At 64.9% G+C, this 26,560-nt stretch carries 24 protein-coding genes; 8 read left to right on the forward strand and 16 right to left on the reverse strand.

Annotated features, from left to right (window positions below; genetic code table 11):
• Positions 1-3 precede the first annotated feature (3 nt).
• Positions 4-645 (reverse strand): tetratricopeptide repeat protein, encoded by a 642-nt coding sequence (locus RAD16_RS19975; RefSeq protein WP_458159608.1) that lies wholly within the window; start codon positions 643-645, stop codon positions 4-6.
• A 135-nt stretch (positions 646-780) separates the two neighbouring features.
• Positions 781-1,740 carry a zinc metalloprotease HtpX gene (gene htpX, locus RAD16_RS19980; RefSeq protein WP_458159609.1) on the reverse strand — a complete coding sequence of 320 codons (960 nt, stop codon included), beginning with the start codon at positions 1,738-1,740 and terminating at the stop codon, positions 781-783.
• 284 nt (positions 1,741-2,024) lie between these two features.
• Between htpX and RAD16_RS19985 the strand changes: the two genes are divergently transcribed.
• The 5 genes from RAD16_RS19985 to RAD16_RS20005 all read left to right on the forward strand — a co-directional run bounded on the left by RAD16_RS19985 (position 2,025) and on the right by RAD16_RS20005 (position 8,635).
• Complete coding sequence (locus RAD16_RS19985) at positions 2,025-3,383, forward strand: HlyD family secretion protein (protein ID WP_458159610.1); 1,359 nt, start codon at positions 2,025-2,027, stop codon at positions 3,381-3,383.
• On the forward strand, positions 3,380-5,320 hold the full coding sequence (locus RAD16_RS19990; RefSeq protein ID WP_458159611.1) for a glycosyltransferase: 1,941 nt from the start codon (positions 3,380-3,382) through the stop codon (positions 5,318-5,320). The genes RAD16_RS19985 and RAD16_RS19990 overlap by 4 nt, the downstream gene beginning before the upstream one ends.
• A 106-nt stretch (positions 5,321-5,426) precedes the next feature.
• Positions 5,427-6,728 (forward strand): lytic murein transglycosylase, encoded by a 1,302-nt coding sequence (locus tag RAD16_RS19995; protein ID WP_458159612.1) that lies wholly within the window; start codon positions 5,427-5,429, stop codon positions 6,726-6,728.
• A 109-nt stretch (positions 6,729-6,837) separates the two neighbouring features.
• Positions 6,838-7,341: a DUF1993 domain-containing protein gene (locus RAD16_RS20000; protein WP_458159613.1), complete on the forward strand. Its 504-nt coding sequence runs from the start codon at positions 6,838-6,840 to the stop codon at positions 7,339-7,341.
• A gap of 193 nt (positions 7,342-7,534) precedes the next feature.
• Positions 7,535-8,635 carry an alkene reductase gene (locus RAD16_RS20005; protein WP_458159614.1) on the forward strand — a complete coding sequence of 367 codons (1,101 nt, stop codon included), beginning with the start codon at positions 7,535-7,537 and terminating at the stop codon, positions 8,633-8,635.
• A gap of 208 nt (positions 8,636-8,843) precedes the next feature.
• Here RAD16_RS20005 and RAD16_RS20010 read toward each other — a convergent pair whose 3' ends face one another.
• The 7 genes from RAD16_RS20010 to glpD all read right to left on the reverse strand — a co-directional run bounded on the left by RAD16_RS20010 (position 8,844) and on the right by glpD (position 16,615).
• Positions 8,844-10,586 carry an ABC transporter substrate-binding protein gene (locus RAD16_RS20010; RefSeq protein WP_458159661.1) on the reverse strand — a complete coding sequence of 581 codons (1,743 nt, stop codon included), beginning with the start codon at positions 10,584-10,586 and terminating at the stop codon, positions 8,844-8,846.
• A 129-nt stretch (positions 10,587-10,715) separates the two neighbouring features.
• Positions 10,716-11,045 (reverse strand): DUF2160 domain-containing protein, encoded by a 330-nt coding sequence (locus RAD16_RS20015; protein ID WP_458159615.1) that lies wholly within the window; start codon positions 11,043-11,045, stop codon positions 10,716-10,718.
• Between the two features lie 67 nt (positions 11,046-11,112).
• Positions 11,113-11,919: a carbohydrate ABC transporter permease gene (locus RAD16_RS20020; RefSeq protein WP_247325747.1), complete on the reverse strand. Its 807-nt coding sequence runs from the start codon at positions 11,917-11,919 to the stop codon at positions 11,113-11,115.
• A complete protein-coding gene (locus tag RAD16_RS20025) occupies positions 11,919-12,893 on the reverse strand; it encodes a carbohydrate ABC transporter permease (RefSeq protein WP_458159616.1) in 975 nt (324 codons plus the stop codon). Before RAD16_RS20025 ends, RAD16_RS20020 begins: the two co-directional genes overlap by 1 nt.
• Complete coding sequence (locus tag RAD16_RS20030) at positions 12,893-13,978, reverse strand: ABC transporter ATP-binding protein (RefSeq protein ID WP_458159617.1); 1,086 nt, start codon at positions 13,976-13,978, stop codon at positions 12,893-12,895. Before RAD16_RS20030 ends, RAD16_RS20025 begins: the two co-directional genes overlap by 1 nt.
• Positions 13,979-13,991: 13 nt before the next feature.
• A complete protein-coding gene (locus tag RAD16_RS20035) occupies positions 13,992-15,068 on the reverse strand; it encodes an ABC transporter ATP-binding protein (RefSeq protein ID WP_458159618.1) in 1,077 nt (358 codons plus the stop codon).
• Positions 15,065-16,615 carry a glycerol-3-phosphate dehydrogenase gene (gene glpD / locus RAD16_RS20040; protein ID WP_458159619.1) on the reverse strand — a complete coding sequence of 517 codons (1,551 nt, stop codon included), beginning with the start codon at positions 16,613-16,615 and terminating at the stop codon, positions 15,065-15,067. Before glpD ends, RAD16_RS20035 begins: the two co-directional genes overlap by 4 nt.
• 280 nt (positions 16,616-16,895) lie before the next feature.
• Here glpD and RAD16_RS20045 point away from each other — a divergent pair, with 280 nt between their 5' ends.
• A complete protein-coding gene (locus RAD16_RS20045) occupies positions 16,896-17,147 on the forward strand; it encodes a type II toxin-antitoxin system Phd/YefM family antitoxin (RefSeq protein WP_458159620.1) in 252 nt (83 codons plus the stop codon).
• On the forward strand, positions 17,147-17,563 hold the full coding sequence (locus RAD16_RS20050; RefSeq protein ID WP_458159621.1) for a PIN domain-containing protein: 417 nt from the start codon (positions 17,147-17,149) through the stop codon (positions 17,561-17,563). The genes RAD16_RS20045 and RAD16_RS20050 overlap by 1 nt, the downstream gene beginning before the upstream one ends.
• Before the next feature lie 5 nt (positions 17,564-17,568).
• Here RAD16_RS20050 and RAD16_RS20055 read toward each other — a convergent pair whose 3' ends face one another.
• Positions 17,569-18,417 carry a DeoR/GlpR family DNA-binding transcription regulator gene (locus RAD16_RS20055; protein ID WP_458159622.1) on the reverse strand — a complete coding sequence of 283 codons (849 nt, stop codon included), beginning with the start codon at positions 18,415-18,417 and terminating at the stop codon, positions 17,569-17,571.
• A gap of 91 nt (positions 18,418-18,508) precedes the next feature.
• Positions 18,509-19,183: an HAD family hydrolase gene (locus RAD16_RS20060; protein ID WP_458159623.1), complete on the reverse strand. Its 675-nt coding sequence runs from the start codon at positions 19,181-19,183 to the stop codon at positions 18,509-18,511.
• 154 nt (positions 19,184-19,337) lie between these two features.
• Here RAD16_RS20060 and RAD16_RS20065 point away from each other — a divergent pair, with 154 nt between their 5' ends.
• Positions 19,338-19,790, forward strand: a complete 453-nt coding sequence (locus tag RAD16_RS20065) for a nuclear transport factor 2 family protein (protein WP_458159624.1) — start codon at positions 19,338-19,340, stop codon at positions 19,788-19,790.
• Between the two features lie 129 nt (positions 19,791-19,919).
• Here RAD16_RS20065 and RAD16_RS20070 read toward each other — a convergent pair whose 3' ends face one another.
• From RAD16_RS20070 to RAD16_RS20090, 5 genes are all read right to left on the reverse strand, one after another.
• Positions 19,920-20,111 (reverse strand): hypothetical protein, encoded by a 192-nt coding sequence (locus RAD16_RS20070; protein WP_458159662.1) that lies wholly within the window; start codon positions 20,109-20,111, stop codon positions 19,920-19,922.
• Positions 20,112-20,330: 219 nt separating this feature from the next.
• Complete coding sequence (locus tag RAD16_RS20075) at positions 20,331-20,741, reverse strand: acyl-CoA thioesterase (RefSeq protein ID WP_326899210.1); 411 nt, start codon at positions 20,739-20,741, stop codon at positions 20,331-20,333.
• A gap of 7 nt (positions 20,742-20,748) precedes the next feature.
• Positions 20,749-22,845 carry a 3-hydroxyacyl-CoA dehydrogenase NAD-binding domain-containing protein gene (locus RAD16_RS20080; protein ID WP_458159625.1) on the reverse strand — a complete coding sequence of 699 codons (2,097 nt, stop codon included), beginning with the start codon at positions 22,843-22,845 and terminating at the stop codon, positions 20,749-20,751.
• Between the two features lie 2 nt (positions 22,846-22,847).
• On the reverse strand, positions 22,848-24,131 hold the full coding sequence (locus RAD16_RS20085) for an acetyl-CoA C-acetyltransferase (RefSeq protein WP_458159626.1): 1,284 nt from the start codon (positions 24,129-24,131) through the stop codon (positions 22,848-22,850).
• Entirely contained in the window at positions 24,131-26,398 is a 2,268-nt protein-coding gene (locus RAD16_RS20090) for an acyl-CoA dehydrogenase (RefSeq protein ID WP_458159627.1), read from the reverse strand. Before RAD16_RS20090 ends, RAD16_RS20085 begins: the two co-directional genes overlap by 1 nt.
• Between the last annotated feature and the right edge of the window lie 162 nt (positions 26,399-26,560).

The following is a 26,560-nucleotide window of genomic DNA, read 5'->3' on the forward strand; positions in this document are numbered from 1 at the left end:
CCCTCACCTCCTCGGCGCCGACACCTGGGTCGGCTCGGCGCTGATCAGCTCGGCGAGCTTGGCGCGGGCGGCATCGCGGGTGCGGCCGTCCTTGCCGGCCGGCAGCGCCAGCGCGGCTTCGAAATCAGCGCGCGCATCGTCGGCCTGGCCGCGGGCCAGGAACGCGAGGCCGCGGTCGAGGCGGGCCTGCGCATCCGAGGGGTCGAGGCGGATCGCCGTGTTGTAGCTCAGGATGGCGCGATCGAGATCGCCAGTGCCGGCGAGCGCCAGACCACGCTGGTAATAGGGCGCGGCGAGCTTGGGATCATGGGCGATCGCCTCGTCATAATCCTCGATGGCGAGCGCGAGATCGCCGTTCTGCCGGCGCGCCAGCGCGCGGTCGCGATAGAGCGAGGCGCGGTTGGGATTGAGATGGATGGCCTCGTCGAAATCCGCGATCGCCCGTCGCCAGTCGCCATGACGCAGCGCGATCCGGCCACGTCCTTCATAGGCAAAGGCGATCAGCGAGCCGCGCAGCGGCGAGAAGCCGATGACGGCCGAGCAGATGTCGGGCTCGTCCTCGTCCCCGCAATTGACGACCGTATGCGTGGACAGCCCGATGAGCACGCCCGCGACGATCAAGAATGGTACGACGGCCCTTTTCATCTTCGGCGGTGACCGGCATTGCGCCGGCCACGCATCCCCTTTCGAAGAAACTCTCACGCCGAGGTGTTAACACCGGCTGGGACCGCCTTGTGTGCGCCAGGTCACAAAGCACTGCGCGAATTCCGGCCGGTTCCATCAGCCCCAGGGACCCCGCGTGGGGCCACGCGAAGGATCGCCTGAGGACGAGCGGCCCCACGGGCTCTGCGGCGGGTAGTTCTCGTTGGCGCCGACCGACGGGGCCGCATGCGCGCCGAGCTCAGCTGCGAGCTGCTGGAGCGCGGCGATGCGGTTCTGTGTCGAGGGATGGGTGGCGAACAGATTGTCCACGCCGTGGCCCGACAGCGGATTGATGATGAACATGTGCGCCGTGGCGGGATTGCGCTCGGCATCATAGTTCGGCACCTGGTGCGCAGCGTTCTCGATCTTCACCAGCGCCGAGGCCAGCCACATCGGCTGTCCCGCGATGCGCGCGCCGAGATTGTCCGCGGCGTATTCGCGCGTGCGGCTGATCGCCATCTGCACCAGCATGGCGCCGAGCGGAGCGAGGATCATCATCAGGATCGAGCCGACGATGCCCGGGCCGCTGTTGTTGTCGCGGTGCCCGCCGAAGAACATGCCGAACTGCGCCAGCATGGAGATCGCGCCCGCGATGGTCGCGGTAACGGTCATCAGCAGCGTGTCATGATTTTTGATGTGCGCGAGCTCGTGCGCGATCACACCGGCGAGCTCCTCACGGCTGAGCTGGTTCATCAGGCCGACGGTGACGGCGACAGCGGCATTCTCGGGATTGCGCCCGGTCGCGAAGGCGTTGGGCTGCGCCTCGTCCATCACGAACACGCGCGGCATCGGCAGGCCCGCACGGCCGGCAAGCTCGGCGACCAGCCCGACCAGTTCCGGTGCACTGTTGCGGTCGACCTCATGGGCGCCGTACATCGAGAGCACCGCGCGGTCGGAGTTCCAGTAGGTGAAGATATTTGTCGCGGCGGCAATGACGAGCGCGATCATGGCGCCCGAGGCACCGCCGATCAGATAGCCCACGCCCATGAACAGGGCGGTGAGGCCTGCAAGCAGCATTGCGGTACGCAAATAGTTCATGGCCGTCTCCTGGGGCGGCCGCGGGCAAACCTCTGGCCGGCACCCGTGAAGTATGAATGCGGCCGGCCATCGCAAGCCTCGTGCGTCGCGCAGCCGCAGATCAATGGCGGGACAGCCAGCCTTTCCGTGGCCGCTAAAGCTTGACCGGGATTTGCCCCAAAAAGCGCTTGGAGGCTTAGCAAACTGGAAAGCGCAGCGCCGGCTTAATTCAACGTAACCGGGCACGCTGTACGGCCGCTGTGCATTGACCGGTTCCATTGGCTTCCGTCAGCAAGGTGACCGTCATGGTAGACCGCTCGCGCGCCGCTTCCGTCGATCCCGCATCTGCTCCCTCCCCTCAAGAGACGAAGCAAGACGCAAAGACTGACGCAAAGAGCTTGCAGGACACGCTGCACGAGCAGCTGTTCGCCAATGACGAATCCGGTCACGCACCCGAAGCGCAGACGGCGCCGGACTCGCCGCACCGCTGGCCGCATCTGCGGCGCGGCGCCAAGATCGCGATCGGGCTTGCGATCATCGCCGTGTTCGGCTGGCTGCCGCTGCGTGCGGTCTGGGAGAATTCGAGCGTCGAGGCCGTGCAGAATTCGCGCCTCGTCACGCTGCGCTCGCCGATCGGCGGACGCGTCTCGGCCGCGCAGCACGTCACCGATGACGCCAGGCTGGAAGCCGGAACCGTGGTCTTGCGCGTCGTCAACTCGCGCGGCGATCGTACCCGGCTCGACGATCTTCGCCGGCAGAAGTCGCGGCTCGAGAACGAGCGGCCGAGCCTTGCCGCAAAACTTGCCCTGGCTCAGGCGGCGCAAAAGGATTTGGCGCGGCAGGCCGCGCAATTCCGCGACGGCCGCGTGCTCCAGCTCGAAGCCCGCATCGCCGAGATCCAGACCTCGATCGAGGCGGCCGCCGCTCGGCGCGACGAGGCCAGCGCCGCCGTCGAGCGCGCCTCCTCGCTGGCGAAGTCAGGCAACGTCTCGACGGTTGAGCTGGCGCGGCTGACGCGCGAGCTTTCGGTGTCGCAGCAGAGCGAGCTCGGCGCGCGCAAGCGGCTCGACGCCGCCAAGGTCGAGCTTGCCGCGGCACAGAACGGCTCGTTCCTCGGCGACAGCTATAACGACCGGCCAAGCTCGGTGCAGCGCGAGGAGGAGATGCGCCAGCGCGCCGGCGACCTCGAGGCTGATCTCGCCCGCATCGACACCGAGATCGTCTGGCTCGCCAACGAGATCATCGTCGAGGAGGTGCGCTTTTCCGATCTCTCCGAAGCCAACATCACGACGCCCGTCTCGGGCCGTGTCTGGGAGATGATGACCTCGCCCGGCGAGGACGTGCAGGCCGGCCAGCCCCTGCTCAAGGTGCTCGATTGCAGCGGCGCCGTCATCACCGCCAACGTCACCGAGAGCGTCTACAACCGCCTGCAGCTCGGTGATCGCGCCACCTTCGAACCGAACGATGGCGGCGCGCCGATCTCCGGCACCGTGGTCAATCTGACTGGTGCTGCCGGTGCGCCCGCCAATCTCGCCATCAATCCGGATGCGCTGAGCAAGGAGCCCTATCGCGTGACCGTGGCATCGCGCGATCCCGCCGCCCGCGACTGCACCGTGGGACGCACCGGCCGCGTCGTGTTTACCCGGCACGAGACTGCATCGTGATCACGGCGCTGACGCCTGGCCTGATTACGCTTGGCGCCTTCATGGCGATCGTGCCGCTGCTCCAGCGCGAGAGCACGATCGCGCGCTCGTTTCTCGCCGCGGTCTCGCTGGTTCTCCTGCTCCGCTATCTCCACTGGCGCCTCACTTCGACCCTGCCGCCGCCGCATCTGACCGCGGATGCCGTGATCGGCTATCCCTTCATGCTGCTGGAGGCGGCCTCGCTCATTGCGGTCGCATTGTCACTGCTATTCCTCAGCCGCACGCGCGACCGCACCAAGGCGGCAAGGATCGACGGCCGCGCTACCGATCCCCGGGCGCCGATGATCGACGTCTTCATCTGCACCTATAACGAAGAACGATCGATCCTCGAGCGCACCATCATCGGCGCAACCGGCATGGAGTACGGCAATTACCGCGTCTGGGTGCTCGACGACGGCCGCCGGCCCTGGCTGCGACGGCTCGCGGGCGAACTCGACTGCCAATATCTGACGCGGCCCGACAACCGCCACGCCAAGGCCGGCAACATCAATCACGCCCTCAGGCATGTCGGCGCGCTGCCGGAGCCGCCGGTCTTCATCGCCATTCTCGACGCCGACTTCGTGCCGCGGCCCGATTTCCTCGCACGCACCTTCTCGCTGATGGACGATGCCTCGGTCGGCGTGGTGCAGACGCCGCAGCACTTCATCAATTCCGATCCGATCCAGACCAACCTCGCCGCGACCGACGTCTGGCCCGATGAGCAGCGCTTCTTCTTCGACATCCTGATGCCGGCCAAGGATGCCTGGGGCGTCGCTTTCTGCTGCGGCACCTCATCCCTCATTCGCTATCAAGGGCTGGTGCAGATCGGCGGCTTTCCGACCGACTCGGTGACGGAGGACTATCTCGTCACGCTGCGCCTGAAGGAGTACGGCCTCACCACGATCTATCTCAACGAGCGCTTGACCATCGGGCTCGCGCCGGAGGGGCTGAAGGAATACATCACCCAGCGCGCCCGCTGGTGCCTCGGCTTCATGCAGATCATCCGCGGCCGCAGCGGACCGCTGTCGCAAACCTCAAAGCTCTCCTTCATCGACCGGCTCTCGCTGGTCGACGCCTTCATGAGCTGGGCCGCGGTCTATACGTCGAAGGTCGCGGGCCTCATCGTGCCCTGGCTGTTCCTGCTGTTCGGCATCAAGGCGGTGCAGGCTGACCTCACCGAGCTGTTGCGCTTCTTCCTGCCGTTCTACGTCTGGCATGGCCTCACCATGGCCTGGCTGTCACGCGGCCGCTCGCTCGCCATGATGACTGACGTCTCGCAGCTCATCGCTGCGCCCGCCGTGCTCAAGGCAGTGGCAGCCGGCTTGGCGAAGCCGAAGGGGCATAAATTCAAGGTCACGGCAAAAGGCGGCGACCGTAACAAGCGATTTGTCGAATGGGGGCTGCTGCGGCTCTACGGCAGCACGCTTGTCATCACGCTCGCCGCGATCGCCTATGCCTTCATCCTGCATCTGCGCGGCGAGAACATCGCCTATGGCGGACTGGCGCTGGCGTGGAGCCTCTACAACGCGTTCATCCTCGCCGTGGTCTGCTTCGTCTGCATCGAGCAGCCGCGCAAGCGCAAGGCGGAACGCTTCGATCGCAACGAAGCCGTGCTGCTGCGCCAGGACCGCAAGTCGCATCTGGCGCGGCTCGCCGACATCTCCATCACCGGCGCGCGGGTGATCGATCCCGATCCGCCGCTCCCCGGCAGCACGATCGAATGCCGCATCTACGGCCGCGCGATCGCGGCCATCGTGGTGCGACGAACCGCGGATGGATTCGCGGTGCGGTTCGAGGAAGGCATGGACACGCGCGTGCACGCGATCAGGGCGTTCTATGCCGGCGAATACATACGGGCCTATCGGGGCGTCAGGGCGCTGCCGGTCGGAAAAGCGCTGCTGATGCGACTGTTTGGCTAGCTCGCATTCCGCACGCCAGCATGGCATGGAAAGGATGGCCTGAGGTCGTCACTTCACCTAGACTTCGGCCGAATCCTCGCCCGTTCCTTCCCCTGCCGGAACCCTTATGGTCCAGACCCGATTTCTGATCGCGGCCGTCGCGCTCCTCGCCTGCTCCGCCACCGCCTCCGCCCAGTTCGCACCGCCGCCCGCAAGGCCTGCGGCGCCCAAGGCCACCGCGCCGTCGCCGCGCGCGGCCTCGTGCCACAACGGCGCGAGCTTCGATCGCTTCCTCGCCGACGTGAAGCAACAGGCGGTCGCGGCCGGCGTGTCGCAGCGGACGATCTCGGAAGCCTCGCCCTACCTCGTCTACGACCAGGGCATCGTCAACCGCGACCGCGGCCAGCGCGTGTTCGGCCAGCTCTTTACGGAGTTTGCCGGCCGCATGGCCGCGCCCTATCGGATGCAGAACGGCCAGCAGCACATCAAGAACCACGCGACGGCATTTGCACGCGCGGAAAAGGAATATGGCGTGCCGCCGGCGGTGATCGCCGCGTTCTGGGGGCTGGAGAGCGACTTCGGCGCCAACATGGGCACTCTGCCGACGCTGAAATCGCTGGTCTCGCTTGCCTATGACTGCCGGCGCTCGGAGATGTTCGTCAACGAGACCATCGCCGCGCTGAAGATCATCGACCGTGGCGATCTCACCCCCGACGAGATGATCGGCTCCTGGGCCGGCGAGCTCGGCCAGACCCAGTTCCTGCCGGTGCATTACGTCAACTACGCCGTCGACTATGACGGCGACGGACGGCGCGATCTGCTGCGCAGCGAGGACGACGTGATCGGCTCGACCGCGAACTACATCGCCAACGGCTTGAAGTGGCGGCGCGGCGAGCCGTGGCTGGAAGAGATCAAGGTCCCGCAGAACCTGCCATGGGATCAGACCGATCTCACCGTGCAACTGCCGCGCTCGAAATGGGCACAGTACGGCGTCACCTATCCCGATGGCCGTCCGCTGCCGAACGATAATCTCGCGGCCTCGGTCTTGCTGCCGATGGGACGGTTTGGGCCGGCCTTCATGGCCTATCAGAATTTCGCGGCCTACACCGAGTGGAATAACTCGCTGATCTATTCGACCACCGCAGGCTATCTCGCCACCCGCATCGCCGGCGCGCCGCCGCTGCGCAAGCCGGCCCAGCCGGTCGCGCAGCTGCCGTTCAACGAGCTCAAGCAATTGCAGCAGCTTCTGGTCCAGGCCGGCTTCAATGTCGGCAAGGTCGACGGCGTGCTGGGCCAGCAGAGCCGCGCCGCGGTGAAGGCGATGCAGATCAAGTATGGTCTGCCGGCGGATTCCTGGCCGACGGCGGAATTGCTGGCCCGGATGCGCGGTGGCACGGCACAGGCGCAGCCGGCGGCGGTGGTGCGGTAGAATTTTCGCACCGCACAAGCCATTTCCGCGATTGTATTATTCCATGAGGCTCCCATGTGAGTGGCTCAGGTTTTCTCCTGAGATTTCCCATCATTGAAGCGAGCATCACATGTCCTTCTACGACGCCGTCGTCCCCGCCTATTTGCAAATGCTGAACAGCCTGTCCGGCCTGCTCACCAAAGCCGAGGCGCATTGCGTGGCCAAGAAGATCGACCCGAGCGTGCTGCTCGGCTCCCGCCTGTTTCCGGACATGCTGCCGCTGTCGAAGCAGATCCAGCTCGTCAGCGATTTCGCCACCAAGGGCTGCGCGCGGCTGACCCACAGCGAAGTGCCCTCCAACCCCGATACCGAAAAGACCTTCGAGGAATTGAAGCAGCGGCTGGCCAAGACCATCGACTACGTGAAGTCGTTCAAGCCCGCGCAGTTCGAGGGCGCCGAGAGCAAGGACGTCACCTTCCCGACCGGGCCCGACAAGACCACGACCCTGAAGGGCCAGCAGTTCCTGAGCGCGTTCTCGCTGCCGAACTTCTATTTCCACTGCGCGACCGCGCACGGCATCCTGCGCCACAACGGCGTCGAGATCGGCAAGCGCGATTTCATGGGCCTGAACTGATGGGCCTCAAGTGATTTGCGCAATCGCACGGCTGCGATAGCGGTATCCTGCTGTCGCAGCCGAAATTGCACATGAATTATGCTACGCGGGCCCTGCCGCGTAGCTCGCCTGCACTTTCCGTATGGCTCCTCCCTTGCGTTGATTGCCGCGATGCACAAGTGTTCCGGACCTCTCACCGCCTGGAAGCATTCCCATGAGCCGTTCAACCAAATTGTTTGAGACCTACAAGCTCGGCCCGATCACGCTGGCCAATCGCCTCGTGATGGCGCCGCTGACGCGCAACCGCGCCGTCCCCGGCACTTTCGTACCCGGCACGCTCGCGGCGGACTATTATGGCCAGCGCGCGTCCGCAGGGCTTCTGATCACCGAAGCAAGCCAGGTCTCGCAGCAGGGCCAGGGCTACCAGGACACCCCCGGCATCTATTCCAAGGACCAAGTTGCCGGCTGGCGCAAGGTCACCGACAAGGTGCATGAGCGCGGCGGCAAGATTTTCATCCAGCTCTGGCACGTCGGCCGCATCTCGCATGTCGATCTGCAGGCGAATGGCGGAGCCCCGGTGGCGCCGAGCGCGATCCGCGCCAAGGGCAAGACGTTCGTGAATGGCGGCTTCGCCGACGTCTCCGAGCCGCGTGCGCTCGAACTCTCCGAAATTCCCGGGATTATCGACGATTTCAAGCGCGCCACAAAGAATGCGCTGGAGGCCGGCTTCGACGGCGTCGAGATCCACGGCGCCAACGGTTATCTGCTCGAGCAGTTCGCCAAGGACGGCGCCAACAAGCGCACCGATGCCTATGGCGGCTCGATCGAGAACCGCGCGCGGCTGATGCTGGAGGTCTCCAAGGCCGTCGTGGCCGAGGCCGGCGCCGATCGGACCGGCATCCGCATCTCGCCGGTGACGCCCGCCAACGATATCTCGGATTCCAACCCGCAGGCGCTGTACGACCATATCGTCGACGGCCTCAGCGCGCTCAAGCTCGTCTATCTCCATGTTGTCGAGGGCGCCACCGGCGGCCCGCGCGACGTCGCCCCGTTCGACTATGCGTCGTTGCGCAAGCGCTTCGCCGGCGCCTACGTCGCCAATAACGGCTATGATTTCGACCTCGCCAGCAAGGTGCTGGACGCAAACGCAGCCGACCTCATCGCCTTCGGCAAGCCGTTCATCTCCAACCCCGACCTGGTCGAGCGGCTGAAGCAGGGCGCGGCGCTGAACGACTGGGACAAGAACACGTTCTACGGCGGCGGCGCCAAGGGCTACACGGATTACCCGACGCTGGCGGCCGAACCGGCGGAGTAACTTTCTTCTCCCTCTCCCCGCTTGCGGGGAGAGGGTTGGGGTGAGGGGGAGTCTCCACGGGGACGGTGACATTTGGACTCGCGGAGAGTCCCCCTCACCCGTATCGCATCTCCGATGCGATACGGCCTCTCCCCGCAAACGGGGAGAGGCGAAGAAAAAAGGCCGGGATTGCTCCCGGCCTTTCGCATTTGATGACGCTACGCGTAGCTTACTTCGCTTCCGCACGCTTCGGGGGCTGCGCCGGCCACGACTTGATCAGCGTGTCGTAGTCGACCGTCTCACCCTTCGGCTTCTCGTTGGCGAGCTTGCGCTGCGGCGCAATCGTGCCGTCCTTCTGGGCCTTGGCGAACCAGTACTCGGCCGTCTCCTTCTTGTGCAGCTTCGGGCCGCAGGCGCCCTGCACGCCCGACTTCTCGAGGCGCTCCATCACGGAGTCCTGAGCGGCCGCGAGTGCGTCCATCGCCTGCTGCGGCGTCTTCGTACCGGACGACGCATCGCCGATATTCTGCCACCAGAGCTGCGCGAGCTTCGGATAGTCGGGCACGTTGTTGCCGGTCGGGGTCCACTGCACGCGCGCGGGCGAGCGGTAGAACTCGATCAGGCCGCCGAGCTTCGGCGCACGCTCGGTGAACGACTTGTCCCAGATGTCGGATTCACGGATGAAGGTGAGACCGACATGGCTCTTCTTCAGCGACACCGTCTTGGAGACGATGAACTGCAGATACAGCCAGGCCGCCTTGCGGCGGTCAGCCGGGGTCGACTTCAGAAGCGTGAGCGAGCCGGCGTCCTGGTAGCCGAGCTTCATGCCTTCCTTCCAGTACGAACCGTGCGGCGACGGGGCCATACGCCACTTCGGCGTACCGTCCGCGTTCATCACGGCGATGCCCGGCTTCACCATGTCGGCGGTGAAGGCGGTGTACCAGAACATCTGCTGGGCGATGTTGCCCTGCGCCGGCACCGGACCCGACTCGGAGAAGGTCATGCCCTGAGCCTGCGGCGGAGCATACTTCTTCATCCACTCGAGGTACTTGGTGATCGAGTAGACCGCGGCGGGACCGTTGGTGTCGCCGCCACGCTCGACCGACGAGCCGACCGGACGGCAGCCTTCCATGCGGATGCCCCACTCGTCGACCGGCAGACCGTTCGGAATGCCCTTGTCGCCGTTGCCGGCCATCGACAGCCAGGCGTCGGTGAAACGCCAGCCGAGCGACGGGTCCTTCTTGCCATAGTCCATATGGCCGTAGACCTTGACGCCGTTGATCTCCTTGATGTCGTTCGTGAAGAACTCGGCGATGTCCTCGTAGGCCGACCAGTTCACGGGAACGCCGAGCTCGTAGCCATACTTGGCCTTGAACTTGGCCTTGTAGTCAGGGTTGGTGAACCAGTCGTAGCGGAACCAATAGAGGTTGGCGAACTGCTGGTCGGGCAGCTGGTAGAGCTTGCCGTCCGGCGCGGTGCCGAACGACTTGCCGATGAAGTCGTTGACGTCGAGCATCGGGTCGGTGACTTCCTTGCCCTCGCCGGTCATGTAGTCCGACAGCGCGATGGTCTGGCCGTAGCGGAAGTGCGTGCCGATCAGGTCGGAGTCGTTGATCCAACCGTCATAGACGTTCTTGCCGGACTGCATCTGGGTCTGCAGCTTCTCGACGACGTCACCTTCCTGGATGATGTCGTGCTTGAGCTTGATGCCGGTGAGCTCGGAGAACGCCTTGGCCAGCGTCTGCGATTCATATTCGTGGGTGGTGATGGTCTCGGAGACGACGTTGGTCTCCATGCCCTTGAACGGTTCGGCGGCCTTCGCGAACCACTCCAGCTCCTTCTTCTGGTCGTCCTTCGACAGCGTCGAGGGCTGGAATTCCGCAATCCACTTCTGGATCGCGGCGTCGTCGGCGGCGCGCACCGGCGCCGAGACGGCGAACGACACCGCAACGATGGCGGCGGCGCTGGACATGGTCAGAAAGCTATTCTTGGTCAATGGACCTTTCCTTCTCCTAAACTGTCGCATGTTGTTCCTCCGTTGCAGCGACAAAATTTTATACAGACCCGGTTGTCCCCGGATCTGGCCGTCCCTTCGCGAGCGTCAGACCGTGCGAAAAATGAGCACGGCCGTGGCCAGCGAAATTCCACTTGCGAGCCAGAGGCTCGAAATCTCGAAACCCTCCTCGCCGATCGGCAGCGTGGCGATCGCATCGGTGCCGACGAGGCCGATCCACAGCAGGTGGATGACCGCCGCCGTGATCAGCGAGATGAACAGGCGGTCGCCGCGCGTGGTCGGAATACTGAGCACGCCGACGCGCTCGGCCTCGGGATAGACCGCGGCAAGGTAGGTCATGACCGCGAGCGTGCAGGCCAGCGCGGCGAAGAAGATCGCCGTCGGCAGCGTCCAGGCCATCCATGCGATGGATTCCATAAGCTCTACTCCTTGCTCATGATCTGGTCCGAAAACCGGTTTCCACTTTTCGGGATCATGAGCGCTCCTACACGCGCCCGAGCGCGAAACCGCTCGCGATGTAATTGCGGACGAACCAGATCACGAGCGCGCCCGGAATGATGGTGAGCACGCCGGCGGCTGCCAGCAGGCCCCAGTCCATACCGGCCGCCGACACCGTACGCGTCATGATCGCGGCGATGGGTTTGGCCTGCACCGAGGTCAGCGTGCGCGCGAGCAGCAGTTCGACCCATGAGAACATGAAGCAGAAGAAGGCGGCAACGCCGATGCCGCTCGCGATCAAGGGCACCAGGATCTTGATGAAGAAGCGCGGGAAGGAATAGCCGTCGAGGAAGGCGGTCTCGTCGATCTCGCGCGGCACGCCGGAGACGAAACCTTCGAGGATCCACACCGCCAGCGGGACGTTGAAGATGCAATGCGCGAGCGCAACCGCCCAGGGCGTATCGAACAGGCCGATTGCCGAATAGAGGTTGAAGAACGGCAGCGCGTAGACCGCGGCCGGCGCCATGCGGTTCGACAGCAGCCAGAAGAACAGGTGCTTGTCGCCGAGGAAGCGGTAGCGCGAGAACGCATAGGCCGCCGGCAGCGCCACCGAAATCGAGATGATGGTGTTGAGGACGACGTATTCCAGCGAGTTGATGTAGCCGGAATACCAGCTCTCGTCGGTGAAGATGCGCCTGTAGTGCTGCAGCGTCGGCGTATGCGGCCACAAGGTCATCGTCGAGACGATCTCGGCGTTGGTCTTGAAGCTCATGTTGACGAGCCAGTAGATCGGCAACAGCAGGAAGATCAGGAACAGCGCCATGATGACGCGGCGGCCCGGGATCGAGTGCATCACGCGGCTCCTTCCTGCGGCTTGAGCGCGGGCGCGGGCTGGAGCGCGCCTGCGGGCTTGGGCTCCGCCGCCGGCTCCTTCTCCGTCTGCGCCTTACGCTCGACGCCTGCATTGGTCATGACGGTGTAGAAGATCCAGCAGACGATCAGGATGATGAGGTTGTAGACCAGCGACAGGGCCGCGGCCTTGCCGAGGTCGAACTGGCCGAGCGCGATCTTGACCAGCTCGATCGACACGAAGGTGGTGGAGTTGCCGGGTCCGCCGCCGGTGACGACGAACGGCTCGGTGTAGATCATGAACGAGTCCATGAAGCGCAGCAGCACCGCGATCAGCAGCACGCGGTTCATCTTCGGCAGCTGGATCGCCTTGAACACGGCCCAGCGCGAGGCGCCGTCGATCTGCGCGGCCTGGTAATAGGCCTCGGGGATCGACTTCAGGCCGGCATAGCAGAGCAGCGCCACGAGGCTGGTCCAGTGCCAGACGTCCATCACGATGACGGTGACCCAGGCGTCGAGGGCATTGGAGACGTAGTTGTACTCGATGCCGATGCTGTTCAGCGTGTAGCCGAGCAGGCCGATGTCGGGCCGGCCAAAGATCTGCCAGATTGTGCCGACCACGTTCCAGGGAATAAGCAGCGGTAAAGCGAGGATGACGAGGCAGGCCGCGACCGTCCAGCCCTGGCGCGGCATCGACAGCGCGACGACGATGCCGAGCGGCACCTCGATCGCGAGGATGATCGCGGAGAACAGCAGGTTGCGGCCGAGCGAGGCGAGGAAGCGGCCGCCGAGATCGGTCGAGGGATCGAGCAACTCCTTGAACCAGCCGACGCCGTTCCAGAAGAACTGGTTGTTGCCGAACGTGTCCTGCATCGAATAGTTCACCACCGTCATCAGCGGCAGCACCGCGGAGAAGGCGACGACCAGGAACACCGGCAGCACCAGGAACCAGGCTTTTTGGTTGACGGTCTTGTCCATCAGGCGGCCCCCTCCACCAGAAGGCTGTCGGCATAGACGTGGACGTGCGACGGATCGAATTTCAGTCCGGCGTTGCCGTCCGAGCTCGTGAATCCCACCGGTGCGCGCGCCGCGAGCTTGGCCTCGCCGACGCGCACGCGCGCGAAGCGGATGCGGCCGAGATCGTCGATGCGCTCGATCTTCGCGGTAAGCAGGCCGGGCGCGGGCGCAACGGCCTCGACGAATTCCGGACGCACGCCGATCTCGATCTTGGCGCCGGCGGGCAGATTGTCGTAAGCGCGGTTGAGCGCGATGACGTGGCCGTCGACCCTGGCCTCGCGTCCCCTCACCTCCGCCGGCAGGATGTTCATGCCGGGCGAGCCGATGAAGTAGCCCACAAAAGTGTGCGCCGGCTTGTCGAACAGCTCGGCGGGTGTGCCGCTCTGCACCACGCGGCCGTCATGCATGACGACGACGGTGTCGGCGAAGGTCAGCGCCTCGGTCTGGTCGTGGGTGACGTAGATCATCGTGAGGTCGAGCTCGCGATGCAACGCCTTCAGCTTGGAGCGGAGCTGCCACTTCAGCTCGGGATCGATCACCGTCAGCGGCTCGTCGAACAGCACAGCGGCGACATCGGAGCGGACGAGGCCGCGGCCAAGCGAGATCTTCTGCTTGGCATCCGCCGTGAGGCGCGTTGCCTTGCGATTGAGATAGGGTTCGAGGTCAAGCAGGCGGCCGATCTCGGCGACCCGCTTGTCGATCTCGGCCTTCGGTACGCCGCGGTTCTTTAGCGGAAACGCCAGGTTCTGCCCCACCGTCATGGTGTCGTAGATCACCGGAAACTGGAACACCTGGGCGATGTTGCGCTTCTGGGTTGACAGCGGTGTGATGTCCACGTCGTCGAACAGGATCTTTCCACGGGACGGCGTGATGATGCCGGAGATGACGTTGAGCAGCGTGGTCTTGCCGCAACCGGACGGGCCGAGCAGCGCATAGGCGCCGCCCTGCCGCCAGGTCATCGTCACCGGCTTCAGCGCAAAGCTCTCCTGCGGCGCATCATTGCCGCCGTAGGAATGGGCGAGATCGACGAGGTCAATGCGAGCCATGGCGCATCTCCCCCTAAGAGATCGGCGCAGCGACCAGACGGTCGGCTGCATCAAAGACAAAAACGTCGTTTGGATCGAGCACGGCATCGATGGTTTGGCCGGGCTCGAACTCGTGCACGCCGTGCAGCACCGCAACCCAGTTCGATCCGTCGCGGGTCAAATGCACAAAACTCTCCGAACCGGTGATCTCGGTCACCGTGACAGTGGCATGAAAGGCATGGCGGTCGGCCTCGCCATTGGCAAGCGCAAGCTGGTGCGCGCGGAAGCCGACGCGATAGGCGCCATCCGCCAGTGAGGAATAGAGACCCGAGGCGGGCGAAGCCGTGCCGCCGGCATATGCGACGTGCCCGTTCTTCTTCTCGATGCCGACGAGGTTGAGCGGCGGATCGGAAAACACCTGCGCGACGCGCAGGGTCTGCGGACGGCGGTAGACGTTGGCGGTCTCGCCCATCTGCAGCGCCCGGCCTTCCCACATGCACACCGTGTTGCCGCCGAGCAGCAGCGCCTCGGTCGGTTCCGTGGTGGCGTAGACGAAGATCGCACCCGACGCCTCGAAGATGCGCGGCAGCTCGGCGCGCAGCTCCTCGCGGAGCTTGTAGTCGAGATTGGCGAGCGGCTCGTCGAGCAGCACGAGATCGGCGCCTTTGACCAGCGCGCGCGCGATCGCGGTGCGCTGCTGCTGGCCGCCGGAAAGCTGGAGCGGCGTGCGCTTCAGGAACGGCTCGAGCCGCAGCAATCTTGCGGCCTCCGCCACGCGCGTCTCGATCTCCTCGCGCGGCTTGCCCTGCACGCGCAAGGGCGAGGCGATGTTCTCGTAGACGCTCAGCGAGGGATAGTTGATGAACTGCTGATAGACCATCGCGACCGAACGCTGGCGCACGTCGGCGCCGGTGACGTCCTTGCCGTTGACCAGCACCTTGCCTGACGTCGGCTTGTCGAGGCCGGCGAGCAGCCGCATGATCGAGGTCTTGCCCGACAGCGTCGGCCCGAGCAGCACGTTGAGCGTGCCGCTTTCGAGCGTCAGCACGACGTCGCGGATGTGCTCGACACCGTCGACGGTCCGGGTGACGTGATCGAGTGTCACGCTCATGAGCGGCCTCCTGCTTCCAGCAGGGGACTTTGCGACACACCGTGGGTTGCAATCCAGTCGTTGAGCGCCGCGATCTCATCGGCAGATAGTCGCAGACCGAGTTTTGAGCGGCGCCAGACGATATCCTCGGCGGTGACGGCCCATTCATTGGCCATGAGGTAGCGGACCTCGCGTTCGGTCAGTGTGGCGCCGAAAGACTGGCCCATATCAGCGGCTGATTTCGCATCGCCGAGCAGCTTGATGGCGCGGGTGCCATAGGCGCGGGCGAGACGGCGGGCATGCTCATGGCTGAGGAAAGGATAGCCGCGCTGGAGTTCGGCAATGAGGCCTTCGACGTCGGACACACCCATGTCACCGCCGGGCAGCGGCCATTTGCCGGTCCAGCCTTCCCGTGCTTTCGCACTGCGAAGATAGGGCGCGAGCCGTTCCAGCGCCTCTTCGGCGAGCCGGCGGTAGGTGGTGATCTTGCCGCCATAGATTGACAGCAGTGGCACGCCGCCGGGCGTGTCCAGCTCGAACACGTAATCGCGGGTCGCGGCCTTGGCCTCGCTGGCGCCGTCGTCATAAAGCGGACGCACGCCGGAATAGGTCCAGACCACGTCCTCGGGCGCCACAGCCTTGGCCAGATATTCGCTGGCAGCGGCGCAGAGATACTGGATCTCCTCGGGCGTCGCCTTCACCTTGGCGGGGTCGCCGTCATAGTCGCGGTCCGTCGTGCCGATCAGCGTAAAATCGTCCTGGTACGGGATCACGAAGATGATGCGGCCGTCGGCGTTCTGGAACATGTAGGCGCGGTCGTGGTCGTAGAGCTTCTTGACCACGATGTGCGAGCCCTGCACCAGGCGCACCTTGGCTTTTGCATTCACCCCGGCGCCGCGGCCGAGCACGTCCTCGACCCAGGGACCGCCGGCATTGACCAGAGCCTTCGCCTGGATCGACGAACGCTCGCCGGTCAGCGTGTTGACCATGCTGACGGTCCAGATGCCGCCGGACTGCTTGATATCCGTCGCGCGGGTGCGGGTGCGGATCTCGGCGCCCTTGTCGGCGGCATCGCGCGCGTTGAGCACGACGAGACGAGCGTCATCGACGAAACAGTCGGAATATTCGAACGCGCGGCTGTAACGGTTCGGGATCAGCGGCTTGCCGACCTCGTCGCGCCTGAGATCGACCGAGCGGGTCGCCGGCAGCAGATGGCGACCGCCGATATGGTCATAGAGAAAGAGGCCGAGGCGCAGCAGCCAGGCCGGGCGCAGGCCGGCGTGATGCGGCAAAACAAAACGCAGGGGGCGGATGATGTGGGGTGCGATGCCCCAGAGAATCTCGCGCTCGATCAGCGCCTCGCGGACCAGCCGAAACTCGTAATATTCGAGATAGCGCAGGCCGCCATGCACCAGCTTGGTCGACCAGGACGAGGTCCCGCTCGCCAAATCGTTCATTTCGCACAGGAAAACCGTGTTGCCGCGGCCCACCGCATCGCGCGCGATGCCGCAGCCGTTAACACCGCCTCCAATGATGGCGAGATCGAAAATACGCTCCAACAGACGCATCCCCCGGCGACCGCTCGTTCCTTCGAGCGGCTACTTTCGTTTTTGATTAGATCACACCGAAAAACGAAAGCAAGATGAAAGAGAGACGGAGGGAAGTGAAACAGGAACTTCTTCAACGCCAATTCGGCGGGAAAATCGGCAGGAGAACGAGCCAGTTTGAAAGCAGACAGCCTTATTGATTGGCAGGACTCGCGCCCATCGTGGAACATCTTGAATGTAGCAACATATCTACATATTGTACTTGTCAGTACGAGATTGTTGCGGCGAGGACGCGCTGACGATGGTGACCACCCTGACCAGCCGAGAGTTCAACCAGAATACGAGCGGCGCCAAGAAGGCGGCCTCGCAGGGTCCAGTCTTCATTACGGATCGTGGCCGCCCGGCCCACGTCCTGCTGACGATCGAGGATTATCTGCGCCTGAGCGGTGGGCACATGAGCCTTGCCGAAGCTCTGGCGCAGGCCAACGCGGACTTTGATTTCGATCCGCCCCGAATTGCCGGCGGCATCTCCAGGCCCGCCGATCTCGACTGATGTTTCTGCTGGACACCAATGTCATTTCCGAACTGCGGCGGCCGGACAAGGCTGATCGCAATGTGCGCGCCTGGGCCAATGCCGTGCCTGCGGCGAGCTTTTTCATGTCCGCCATCTCGATTCTTGAAATTGAGCTTGGCGCACGCCTGATCGAGCGCAAAGACGCCGCGCAAGGTGCCGTGCTGCGTGCCTGGATCAACGATCACATTCTGGCCCGCTTCGGAGGGCGGATCCTGGCGATCGACACGGCCGTAGCGCAGCGCTGTGCCCAACTCCACGTACCCAATCCGCGGGCTGAACGCGACGCGCTCATTGCAGCAACCGCGCTTGTTCACGGCTTGACTGTTGTCACGCGCAATGTGGGCGATTTCGAACCAACAGGCGTTCCGCTGCTCAACCCGTGGGACGCCGCTTAAAGCCGCTATCGCAGCCGCACCACCGGCGCCGCCTCGGGCGCGGCGTCCTGCGGCTCGGCTTGCGCGTCGTCGATATCGGCCGCGTCCTTCGGCATCGCCGCCATCACCTCGATGCCTTTGCTGTGGCAGATGGTGGCGAGGCGCTCGGGAAGTTCCTGGTCGGTCACGAACGTCTGGATCTGGGTGATATGGGCGATGCGCACCGGCGCGCTGCGGCGGAGCTTTGTGGAATCGGCGACCAGCATGACGCTGCGGGCATTGGCGATGATGGCCTGCGCCACCTGCACCTCGCGATAGTCGAAGTCGAGCAGCGCGCCCTCCTCGTCGATCGCGGACGCGCCGATGATGGCGTAGTCGACCTTGAACTGGCCGATCAGCTGCGTCGCCGTCGAGCCGACCACGGCACCGTCGGCGCGCCGCACCGTGCCGCCGGCGACCACCACCTCGATGCGGGGATGGCGATAGAGCAGCATCGCGACATTGAGGTTGTTGGTGATGACGAGGAGGTCCTCGTGCGAGGTCAGCGCGCTCGCGACCTCCTCGGTCGTGGTGCCGATATTGATGAAGAGCGAGCAGCCGTTCGGGATCAGCGACGCCGCGGCGGCGCCAATCGCCTTCTTCTCGTCGGCGGCGACGAAGCGGCGCGCCTCGTAGGCGAGATTCTCGACACCGGACGCGATGATCGCGCCGCCATGGATGCGGGTCAGCGAACGGCGCTCGCAGAGATCGTTGAGATCCTTGCGGATGGTCTGCGCCGAGACCTCGAACCTGCGCGCGAGCTCTTCGACCATGACGCGGCCGGAGGCGCGCGCGATGTTGAGGATTTCGGCTTGGCGATGGGTCAGTCCGGTCACGGCGATGGCCTCAAATCAGGAAACCGCATGGTGCGGCGGTTCGCGCTCTCGGTCAATGCGGACGCCGATCACGGTTAATGGACCAAGCCGCTCACCATGCCATCGCGGTGGCAAGACGCTTAAGCAGCTCGGGATCGTCGAAGGCCCCAGCGGAGGCGACTGCGCCGGCGCCGACAAGGTCAGCGTGGCTGAGGCTGGTGCGGATCCCGATGGTCGGAATGCCGGCCGCGGTGGCCGATTGCACGCCGGTGCGGGAATCCTCGAATGCAATCGAGGCCGCCGCGCTGGCGCCGACAAAGCGAAGTCCTTCCTGATAGGGCAGCGGATGCGGCTTGCCGTGCGGCAGCTCGTCGCCGATCACGAGTGCCTTGAAGCGGTGCGTGATGCCGAGGCCGGAGAGCAGCAGCTCGGCATTGAGGCGCGGCGCGTTGGTCACGGCGACCATGGGAATGCCGGCGCCATCTGCCCGGTCGAGCAGCGCCATCAGGCCCGGCAGTGGCTCGATCTGGCCGGCGACGAGCTCGCGGAAGATTTCTTCCTTTTCGCTGAGGATCACCGCGCGCCGCTCCACCGTTTCGCCGGGCAGAAAGCGTTCGCCGATCGACACATTGGCGAAGCCTTGCAGCTCCCTAGAGAAGCGCGCGTGATCGAAAACGTGGCCGCGCGGCCCAAGCACCTGATTGAAGGCCTTGAGGTGCAGCGGGTCGGTGTTGGCGAGCGTGCCGTCGATGTCGAACAGCAGCGACTTGCCGAGAGCTTCGATCATTTCCGTACTTTCCCAAATGCGCGGCGCATCAATGCGGAAGGCGTATCAATACAGCTCCAATCGCGCAATGACGCACTTGCATAACCACCACGCGACACTCGACAAAGCCGCGCGCGGCTGCAACACTCCGTGCAAGTTCAAAAAGGAGGAAACGATGACGATCAACCGACGCGATCTGGCTCTCTCAACTCTCGCCGTCTCCGCGCTTGCGCTCACATCACCGGCGCTCGCCGCTTCGGCGGACGAGGAAGCCGTGGCGAAGAAGGTCGAGGCCTTCCGTCTCGCCCAGATCGCGGCCGACCCGAAGGCCCTCGGCGCGCTGTGCTGGGATGATCTCAGCTACAGCCATTCCAGCGGCAAGGTCGAGGACAAGGCAACCTTCATCACCAACGCCACCGACGGCAAATCGAAATTCCTGTCGATCGCGTATCAGGACCCGACCATCAAGGTCGTCGGCCCCGCCGCGATCGTGCGCTTCCACTGGGTCGCGGAACAGGAGATGGCGGCCGATGGGAAGAAAGTGCCGACCAACCTTCACATCCTGATGAACTGGCAGAAGCAGGGCGACGAGTGGAAACTCCTGTCGCGCGCCGCGACGAAGTTGTGATGCTCCCGCTTCCCCTCTCCCCTTGTGGAGAGGGTGGCTCGCCGCGCAGCGGCGAGACGGCAGCAGCATCAAGGGCTGCAAAAAATTCCGGCCACGCTTCGCGCGTCAGAATTCGCCAGCGGAAGGCGCTTACGCCGCTTCCTCCACATCGCCGTTAACCAGCTTGCGCGCGGCGCGTTCCGCTTCGCGGGCGTTGCGGAAGAGTTGGCCTTCGAGGCGATTGAATTGGTGAGACGAGGCGAAGAAGCAGTAGCCGCCTTGGCCGCGAACGACGATGCCCGCGGCTTCCGAGTTCACTTCGATGATGTAGCTATCCGACATGCCCGTAGATTCCTCAATGCGGGCAGATAACGGCATCTCTGCCCTTTGGTTCCTAGGGCAAATCAACCGGTTTCCACCCCGAATCGACGCGTAATGGGTACGCGGGGACCGCATCCGTTTTGTGACTGGTTGTTGGCGAAGGCGCGACGCGTTGACTCAGTCGCGCCGCGTTTGGCGCCCTGCAACTCTTTGTGAGACGGGACAGGGCGCCGCGCGCGATTACGTCGCGATCGGTGTTTCGGTCGAACGAACTTCCTGCGGACGGCCGTGCTCGTCGATCGAGACGTAGGTGAAATTGCCGTCAGTGACGAGGAACGGATGCTCCTCACCGCGCCGCAACGCCCAGGCTTCCAGATGCACGGTCATCGAGGTGCGGCCGACGCGGACAAGATTGGCATACACCGAGACGAGATCGCCGACATAGACTGCTTTACGAAAATTCATCGCCTCGATCGCGACGGTCACGGTGCGCGACTTCGCGACCTTCGATGCGAACACGCCGCCGCCGACGTCCATCTGGCTGAGCAGCCAGCCGCCGAAGATGTCGCCATTGGCGTTGGTGTCGGCCGGCATCGCCAGCGTGCGGATGCAGAGATCGCCGCGCGGCGCGGTGTCGGACTTCTCGGTCATGTGGTTCTCATTTGAAATTGTCCCAGCCCGGGTCGGGCGCGAAGCGTCCGCCGAATCGTTCGGTCAGCGCCCGCAAGGTGGATACGACATTCTCCACGCCGCGTGTGCGCGCATAGTTCAGCGGACCACCGCGGAACGGTGCATAACCCGTGCCGAAGATCATGGCGCCGTCGACCGCATCGGGATCCTCCACGATGCCTTCGCGAAGCGCGGCGACGCAGACATTGGACATCGGCAGCACCAGGCGGTCGATCATCTGGTCAGTGACGCGCGGGCCGGTCTCCGGCAGCGGCGCCTTCTCGGCCTTACCGTCCTTCCAGGTATAAAAGCCCTTGCCGGTCTTGCGGCCGAGTTCGCCCTTGACGACCTTCTCGCGAAGCCAGGCCGGCGTCGGCGGCAGCAGGTCGCCGAACTTGGTGCGCAGCATGTCGCCGACGTCGAGACAGATATCGAGCCCGACCTGATCGGCGAGCTCGATCGGCCCCATCGGCATGCCGAACTGCTCGGCGGCCGCATCGATCAGGCGCTGGTCGATCTTCTCGTCCAGCATCACCATCGCTTCCAGCATGTAGGGCGTCAGCGCGCGGTTGACGAGGAAGCCGGGCGAGCTCTTCACCGGCAGCGGCAGGCGATCGATCGCGCCGACGAAGGCGAGCGCCTGTTTCAGCACCTGCGCGTCGTTGCCGTCGTGGCTGACCACCTCGACAAGCTGCAGCCGCGACACCGGATTGAAGAAATGCAGGCCGACCAGCTGCTCCGGCCGCGCCAGCGTGGTGCGGAGGTCCTGCAGCGGAATGCTCGACGTGTTGGTCGCAAGGATCGCGCCCTGCTTCATCCGCGGCTCGAGACCGGCATAGACCTTCTGTTTCAACTCGAGCTTTTCCGGCACCGCCTCGATGATGAGATCGGCGTTGCGGACGCCCTCGCCGTCCATATCCGGGATCAGGCGGTCCAGTGCATCGCGCACGTCGGTCGGCTTGCGGATGATCTTGCCGTAGAGCTCGGCGGCGCGCTTCACCGCGCCCGCGATCGGCTCGGCCTTCATGTCGGCGAGCGAGACGCGCAGCCCCTGCCCGGCTACCCAAGCCGCGATGTCGCCGCCCATGGCGCCGGCACCGATGACGTGGACATGCTTGATCGTGTTGCCGGGGCCTGCCGCCTTCTTCATCTGCTCGCGCAGGAAGAACACGCGGATCAGGTTCTGCGCGGTCGGCGTCACCATCAATCTGGCAAAGGACGCCTGCTCCGACTTCAGCATCGCCGCCTTGCTGCCGCCATGGGTCTCCCAGAGATCGATCAGCGCGTAAGGCGCGGGATAGTGCTCGCGCGAAGCAGCCTTCGCCGCCTCCGAACGCATGCGCTTCGCAAGCAGCCCGCGCACGAAGCCGAAATTGGCCGCGTGAGTCAGGAGCCCCGCGCGCGCCCGCTTCAGGCGGCCGAACAGCGCATCCTTCACGGCGCCCCTGATGTGACGCTCCTGCGTCACGGTGTCGACGAGGCCGAGCGATCTGGCGCGGCGCGCATCGATGGTGCGGCCGGTCAGCATCAGCGCCATCGACTGGGTCGGGTTGACCAGCGCGGTGAAGCGCGCGGTGCCGCCAAGGCCGGGATGCAGGCCCAGCATCACCTCCGGGAAGCCGAAGCGCGCGCCGTCGATCGCGATGCGCGACTGGCAGGCGAGCGCGACCTCGAGTCCGCCGCCGAGGCAGAAGCCGTGAATGACCGCGACCGTCGGCAGTTTCAGCGCTTCCAGATGATCGACCACCGCATGCGCGGCGCGGATCCGAGTCTCGACCATCTCGGGATCGCTGGCGCCGCGGAATTCGTTGACGTCGGCACCGGCAATGAAACCGGACGGTTTTGCCGAGCGAATGACGAGACCGGCCGGGCGCTCGGTCTCGATCGCCGCGAGCACGGCATCGAACTCCTCCATCACGTCGGAGGAGAGCGTATTGGCGCTGGTATCGGCGCGGTCGAACAGCAGCCAGGCGACGCCGTCGGCATCGCGCGTTAGCTTGAAGTGCTTGTAGGGACCATCGGCTGCAGTCTGGGGTCCGAGCTCCAGAACACGGTCGGCGAGCGCGGTCATGATTTTGGAATCCATGATCACACCGCCTCGATCAGCATGGCACCGCCGAGTCCGCCGCCGATGCATTCGGTGGCAACGCCGCGCCGTGTGCCGAGCCGTTTCATGGCGTTGACGAGATGCAGCACGATGCGGTTGCCGGAGGTGCCGACGGGATGGCCGAGCGAGATCGCGCCGCCGTCGACGTTCAGTTTCTCACGATCGATCTCGCCGGCCGCGCCGTCGAGGCCAAGAATCTCGCGGCAGAATTGGTCATCGTTCCAGGCGGCGAGGCAGCCGAGCACCTGCGTGGCAAAGGCCTCGTTGAGCTCCCAGGTGTCGACGTCCTTGATGGTGAGGTCGTTGCGCTGAAGCAGAGGCGTCGCCGACATCACGGGGCCAAGCCCCATGATGCTGGGATCGAGCGCGGCCCAGTGGCTGTCGACGATCGCGGCCTTCGGCGTCAGCCCGTGCTTTGCGACGGCCGCGTCAGAGGCAAGGATCACCCAGGATGCGCCGTCGGTGATCTGCGAGGAATTGCCGGCGGTGACCTGGCCCCAGGGACGCTCGAACACCGGCCGGAGTTTTGCCAGTGTCTCGGCCGTCGAGTCCGGACGCACGCCGTCATCGTGATCGAAGAACTTTCCGTCGCGGGAGAACGCGGTCTCGACCTCGCCCTTCAGATAGCCTTCGGCCTGCGCATGCGCGAGCCGGCGATGGCTCTCTGCGGCATAGGCGTCGGATTGCGCCCGGGTAATGCCGAAGAGATGGCCGACGACCTCGGCGGTCTGGCCCATGTTCAATTCGGTGATGGGATCGGTCAGCCCGCGCTCGAGGCCGATGATCGGCTTGAGATAGCGAGGCCGCAGCTTGAACGCCGCGGCGAGCTTTGCCGCCATGCCCTTGGCGGTGGCGAGACCTGCGAACCAGCGCACGCCGGAATTGGGCCAGACCAGCGGCGCGTGGCTCAGCGCCTCGGTGCCGCCGGCCAGGATCATGTCGGCATGACCTTCGCGGATGTAGCGATAGGCGGTGTCGATCGACTGCATGCCGGAGCCGCAATTGATCTGCACGGTAAAGGCGACCATGTCCTCGCCCATGCCGAGCCGGAGCGCGGCGACGCGGGCTGGGTTCATCTCGTCGGCGACGACGTTGACGCAGCCGAGGATGATCTGGTCGAAATCATCAGGCGCAAACGGCTGGCGCGCCAGCAGTGGCCGGCCGCACTGCACGGCAAGATCGACCGGCGTGAACGGCCCCGGCCCGGATCGAGCTTTCAGAAACGGCGTCCGGCTGCCGTCGACAATGAATACCGGTCGTGCCATCAGCTCGCCGCCCTCTGCTCACCGAGTTCCTGGAAGAACTGATGCACGTCGCCGGTTTTCTTGTAAATCGGCGACAGCGTCTCCGGCGCAAAATCGTCGACCTCGATGACTTCAGTGACGGCTGCATGAGCGGCTGCAAGCTGCTCACCCTCGGCCTGCGTGATCACGCCCTTGGCGACGGCGTCCTTCCAGTCGCGGATGTGCGCGGCGCGCATGCGCTTGGCGATCGCGTCAGTGGCCGCCACCAGCTTGAACGCGCGCTCAAGCCGGGCGAAGCCGCTGTCGTCGTCGACATGGGCCAGATCCGGCGTCAGCCGTTCACGCGCGGCCGACGGCTCCAGCACCAGGCTTGCGCATTGGTGCACAACGCGGTCGGACGGGCCGAGCACGCGCGCGCCAAAGGGCTGGACCACGAGCTTGAGGATGATAGCGACGAAGCGGTTCGGCAGGTTGGCGAGGATTTCAGCCAAGCGGTTCTCGATCGTCTTGAAGCCGGTCGCCATGCACCATTCGAGCGCGGCAAAATCCTCCTTCTGCCTTCCCTCGTCCTGCCAACGCTTCAGCGCGGCCGAGAGCAGGTAGAGCTCGGAGAGGATGTCGCCGAACCGCGCCGATAACATCTCCTTGCGCTTGAGCGCACCGCCGAGCGTCAAGAGCGCCATGTCCGCGCAGAGCGCAAACGCCGCGGAGTAGCGCGAGAGCTGGCGATAGAAGGGCGTCGCATCGCCCGCATCGGGTGCCAGCGCAAAGGCGCCAAACGTCCAGCTCCGGCCGAAGGCACGGAGCAGCGTCTCGAAACTATGGCCGACGTGTTTCCAGAATGCCTTGTCGAACGCGGTGAGGCCGCGCTCACGATCGGTGTCGGCGAGCGCATTCATCTCGTCGAGCAGATAGGGATGCGCGCGGATCGCGCCCTGCCCGAACACGATGAGATTGCGGGTAAGGATATTGGCGCCCTCGACCGTGATGCCGACAGGCACCGCGCGATGGAGATTGCCGATGTAGTTTTGCGGGCCGTCGATTACAGCCTTGCCGCCATGGATGTCCATGGCGTCGTCGACCGCGGTGCGCATCCGCTCGGTCGCGTGCAGCTTCATGATGCCGGAGATGACGGCGGGATGAACGCCGGCATTCAAAGCAGCACAAGTCAGACGGCGTGCCGCGTCGAGCTGATAGGCGGTCGCGACGATGCGCGCGAGCGGCTCTTCGACACCCTCGAATTTGGAGATGGAGATGCCGAACTGCTCGCGGATGCGGGCATAGGCGCCGGTGGTGCGCGCGGCATAGGCGGCACCGGCCGCAGAGAGCGACGGCAGCGAGATGCCACGGCCGGCGGCGAGCGCCGTCATCAGCATCTTCCAGCCCTGCCCGAGGCGCGCCTCGCCGCCGATCACATAGTCGAGCGGAATGAAGACGTCGCGGCCCCAATTCGGACCGTTCTGGAACACCTGCATCGACGGGAGATGGCGATGGCCGATCTCGACGCCGGGGAGACTGGTCGGGATCAGCGCGACGGTGATGCCGAGCTCGTCCTGGCTGCCTACGAGATGATCGGGATCGTAGGCCTTGAAGGCGAGACCCAGCAGCGTCGCGACCGGGCCGAGCGTGATATAGCGCTTGTGCCAGTTGAGGCGGAGGCCGACGACCTCGCGCCCCTCGAAATTGCCCTTGCAGATGATGCCGGTGTCGACCATCGAGGCGGCATCGGAGCCGGCTTCCGGGCTGGTGAGGCCGAAGCAGGGAATGTCGTGGCCGTCCGCAAGCCGCGGGAGCCAGCGCTCCTGCTGCTCCCTGGTGCCGAAGCGCATCAGGAGCTCGCCGGGCCCGAGCGAGTTCGGCACCATCACCGTGACGGCGGCCGCGATCGAGCGGGTCGAGATTTTCCGCACCACTTCCGAATGCGCATAGGGCGAAAAGCCGAGGCCGCCAAATTCCTTCGGAATGATCATGCCGAAGAATCTTTCGCGCTTGATGAAGGCCCACGCGTCCTGTGGCAGGTCGCGCCACTCCCAAAAGATCTTCCACTCGTCGAGCATGGCGCAGAGCTCGTCGACGGGGCCGTTGAGGAAGGCCTGCTCCTCGGCGGTCAACGTCGCCTGCGGCACCTTCAGCAGCTTCGACCAGTCGGGATTGCCGGTGAAGAGGTCGGCGTCCCACCAGACGTCACCGGCCTCCAGCGCCTCGCGCTCGGTGTCGGACATCGCCGGCAGCACGCCGCGCGCCCAGGAGAAAATCGGCTTTGTGATTTTGTCGCGGCGGAAGCTCATGGCGGACCTCATGCATCGGCGCGGGTGTCGGGCATTTTAGCGGAAAGTGGCCGGCGGAAGTGAACACTTCGGCGGCAAAAAGACGCGAATTGACGCGGCCGGGCGGCCGCCCCGGGGACCATAACGGCCGGGGCGTGGGGGCAGTTCCGGGAGGGGGATGAT

The sequence above is a fragment of the Bradyrhizobium sp. 18BD genome (assembly GCF_054185225.1).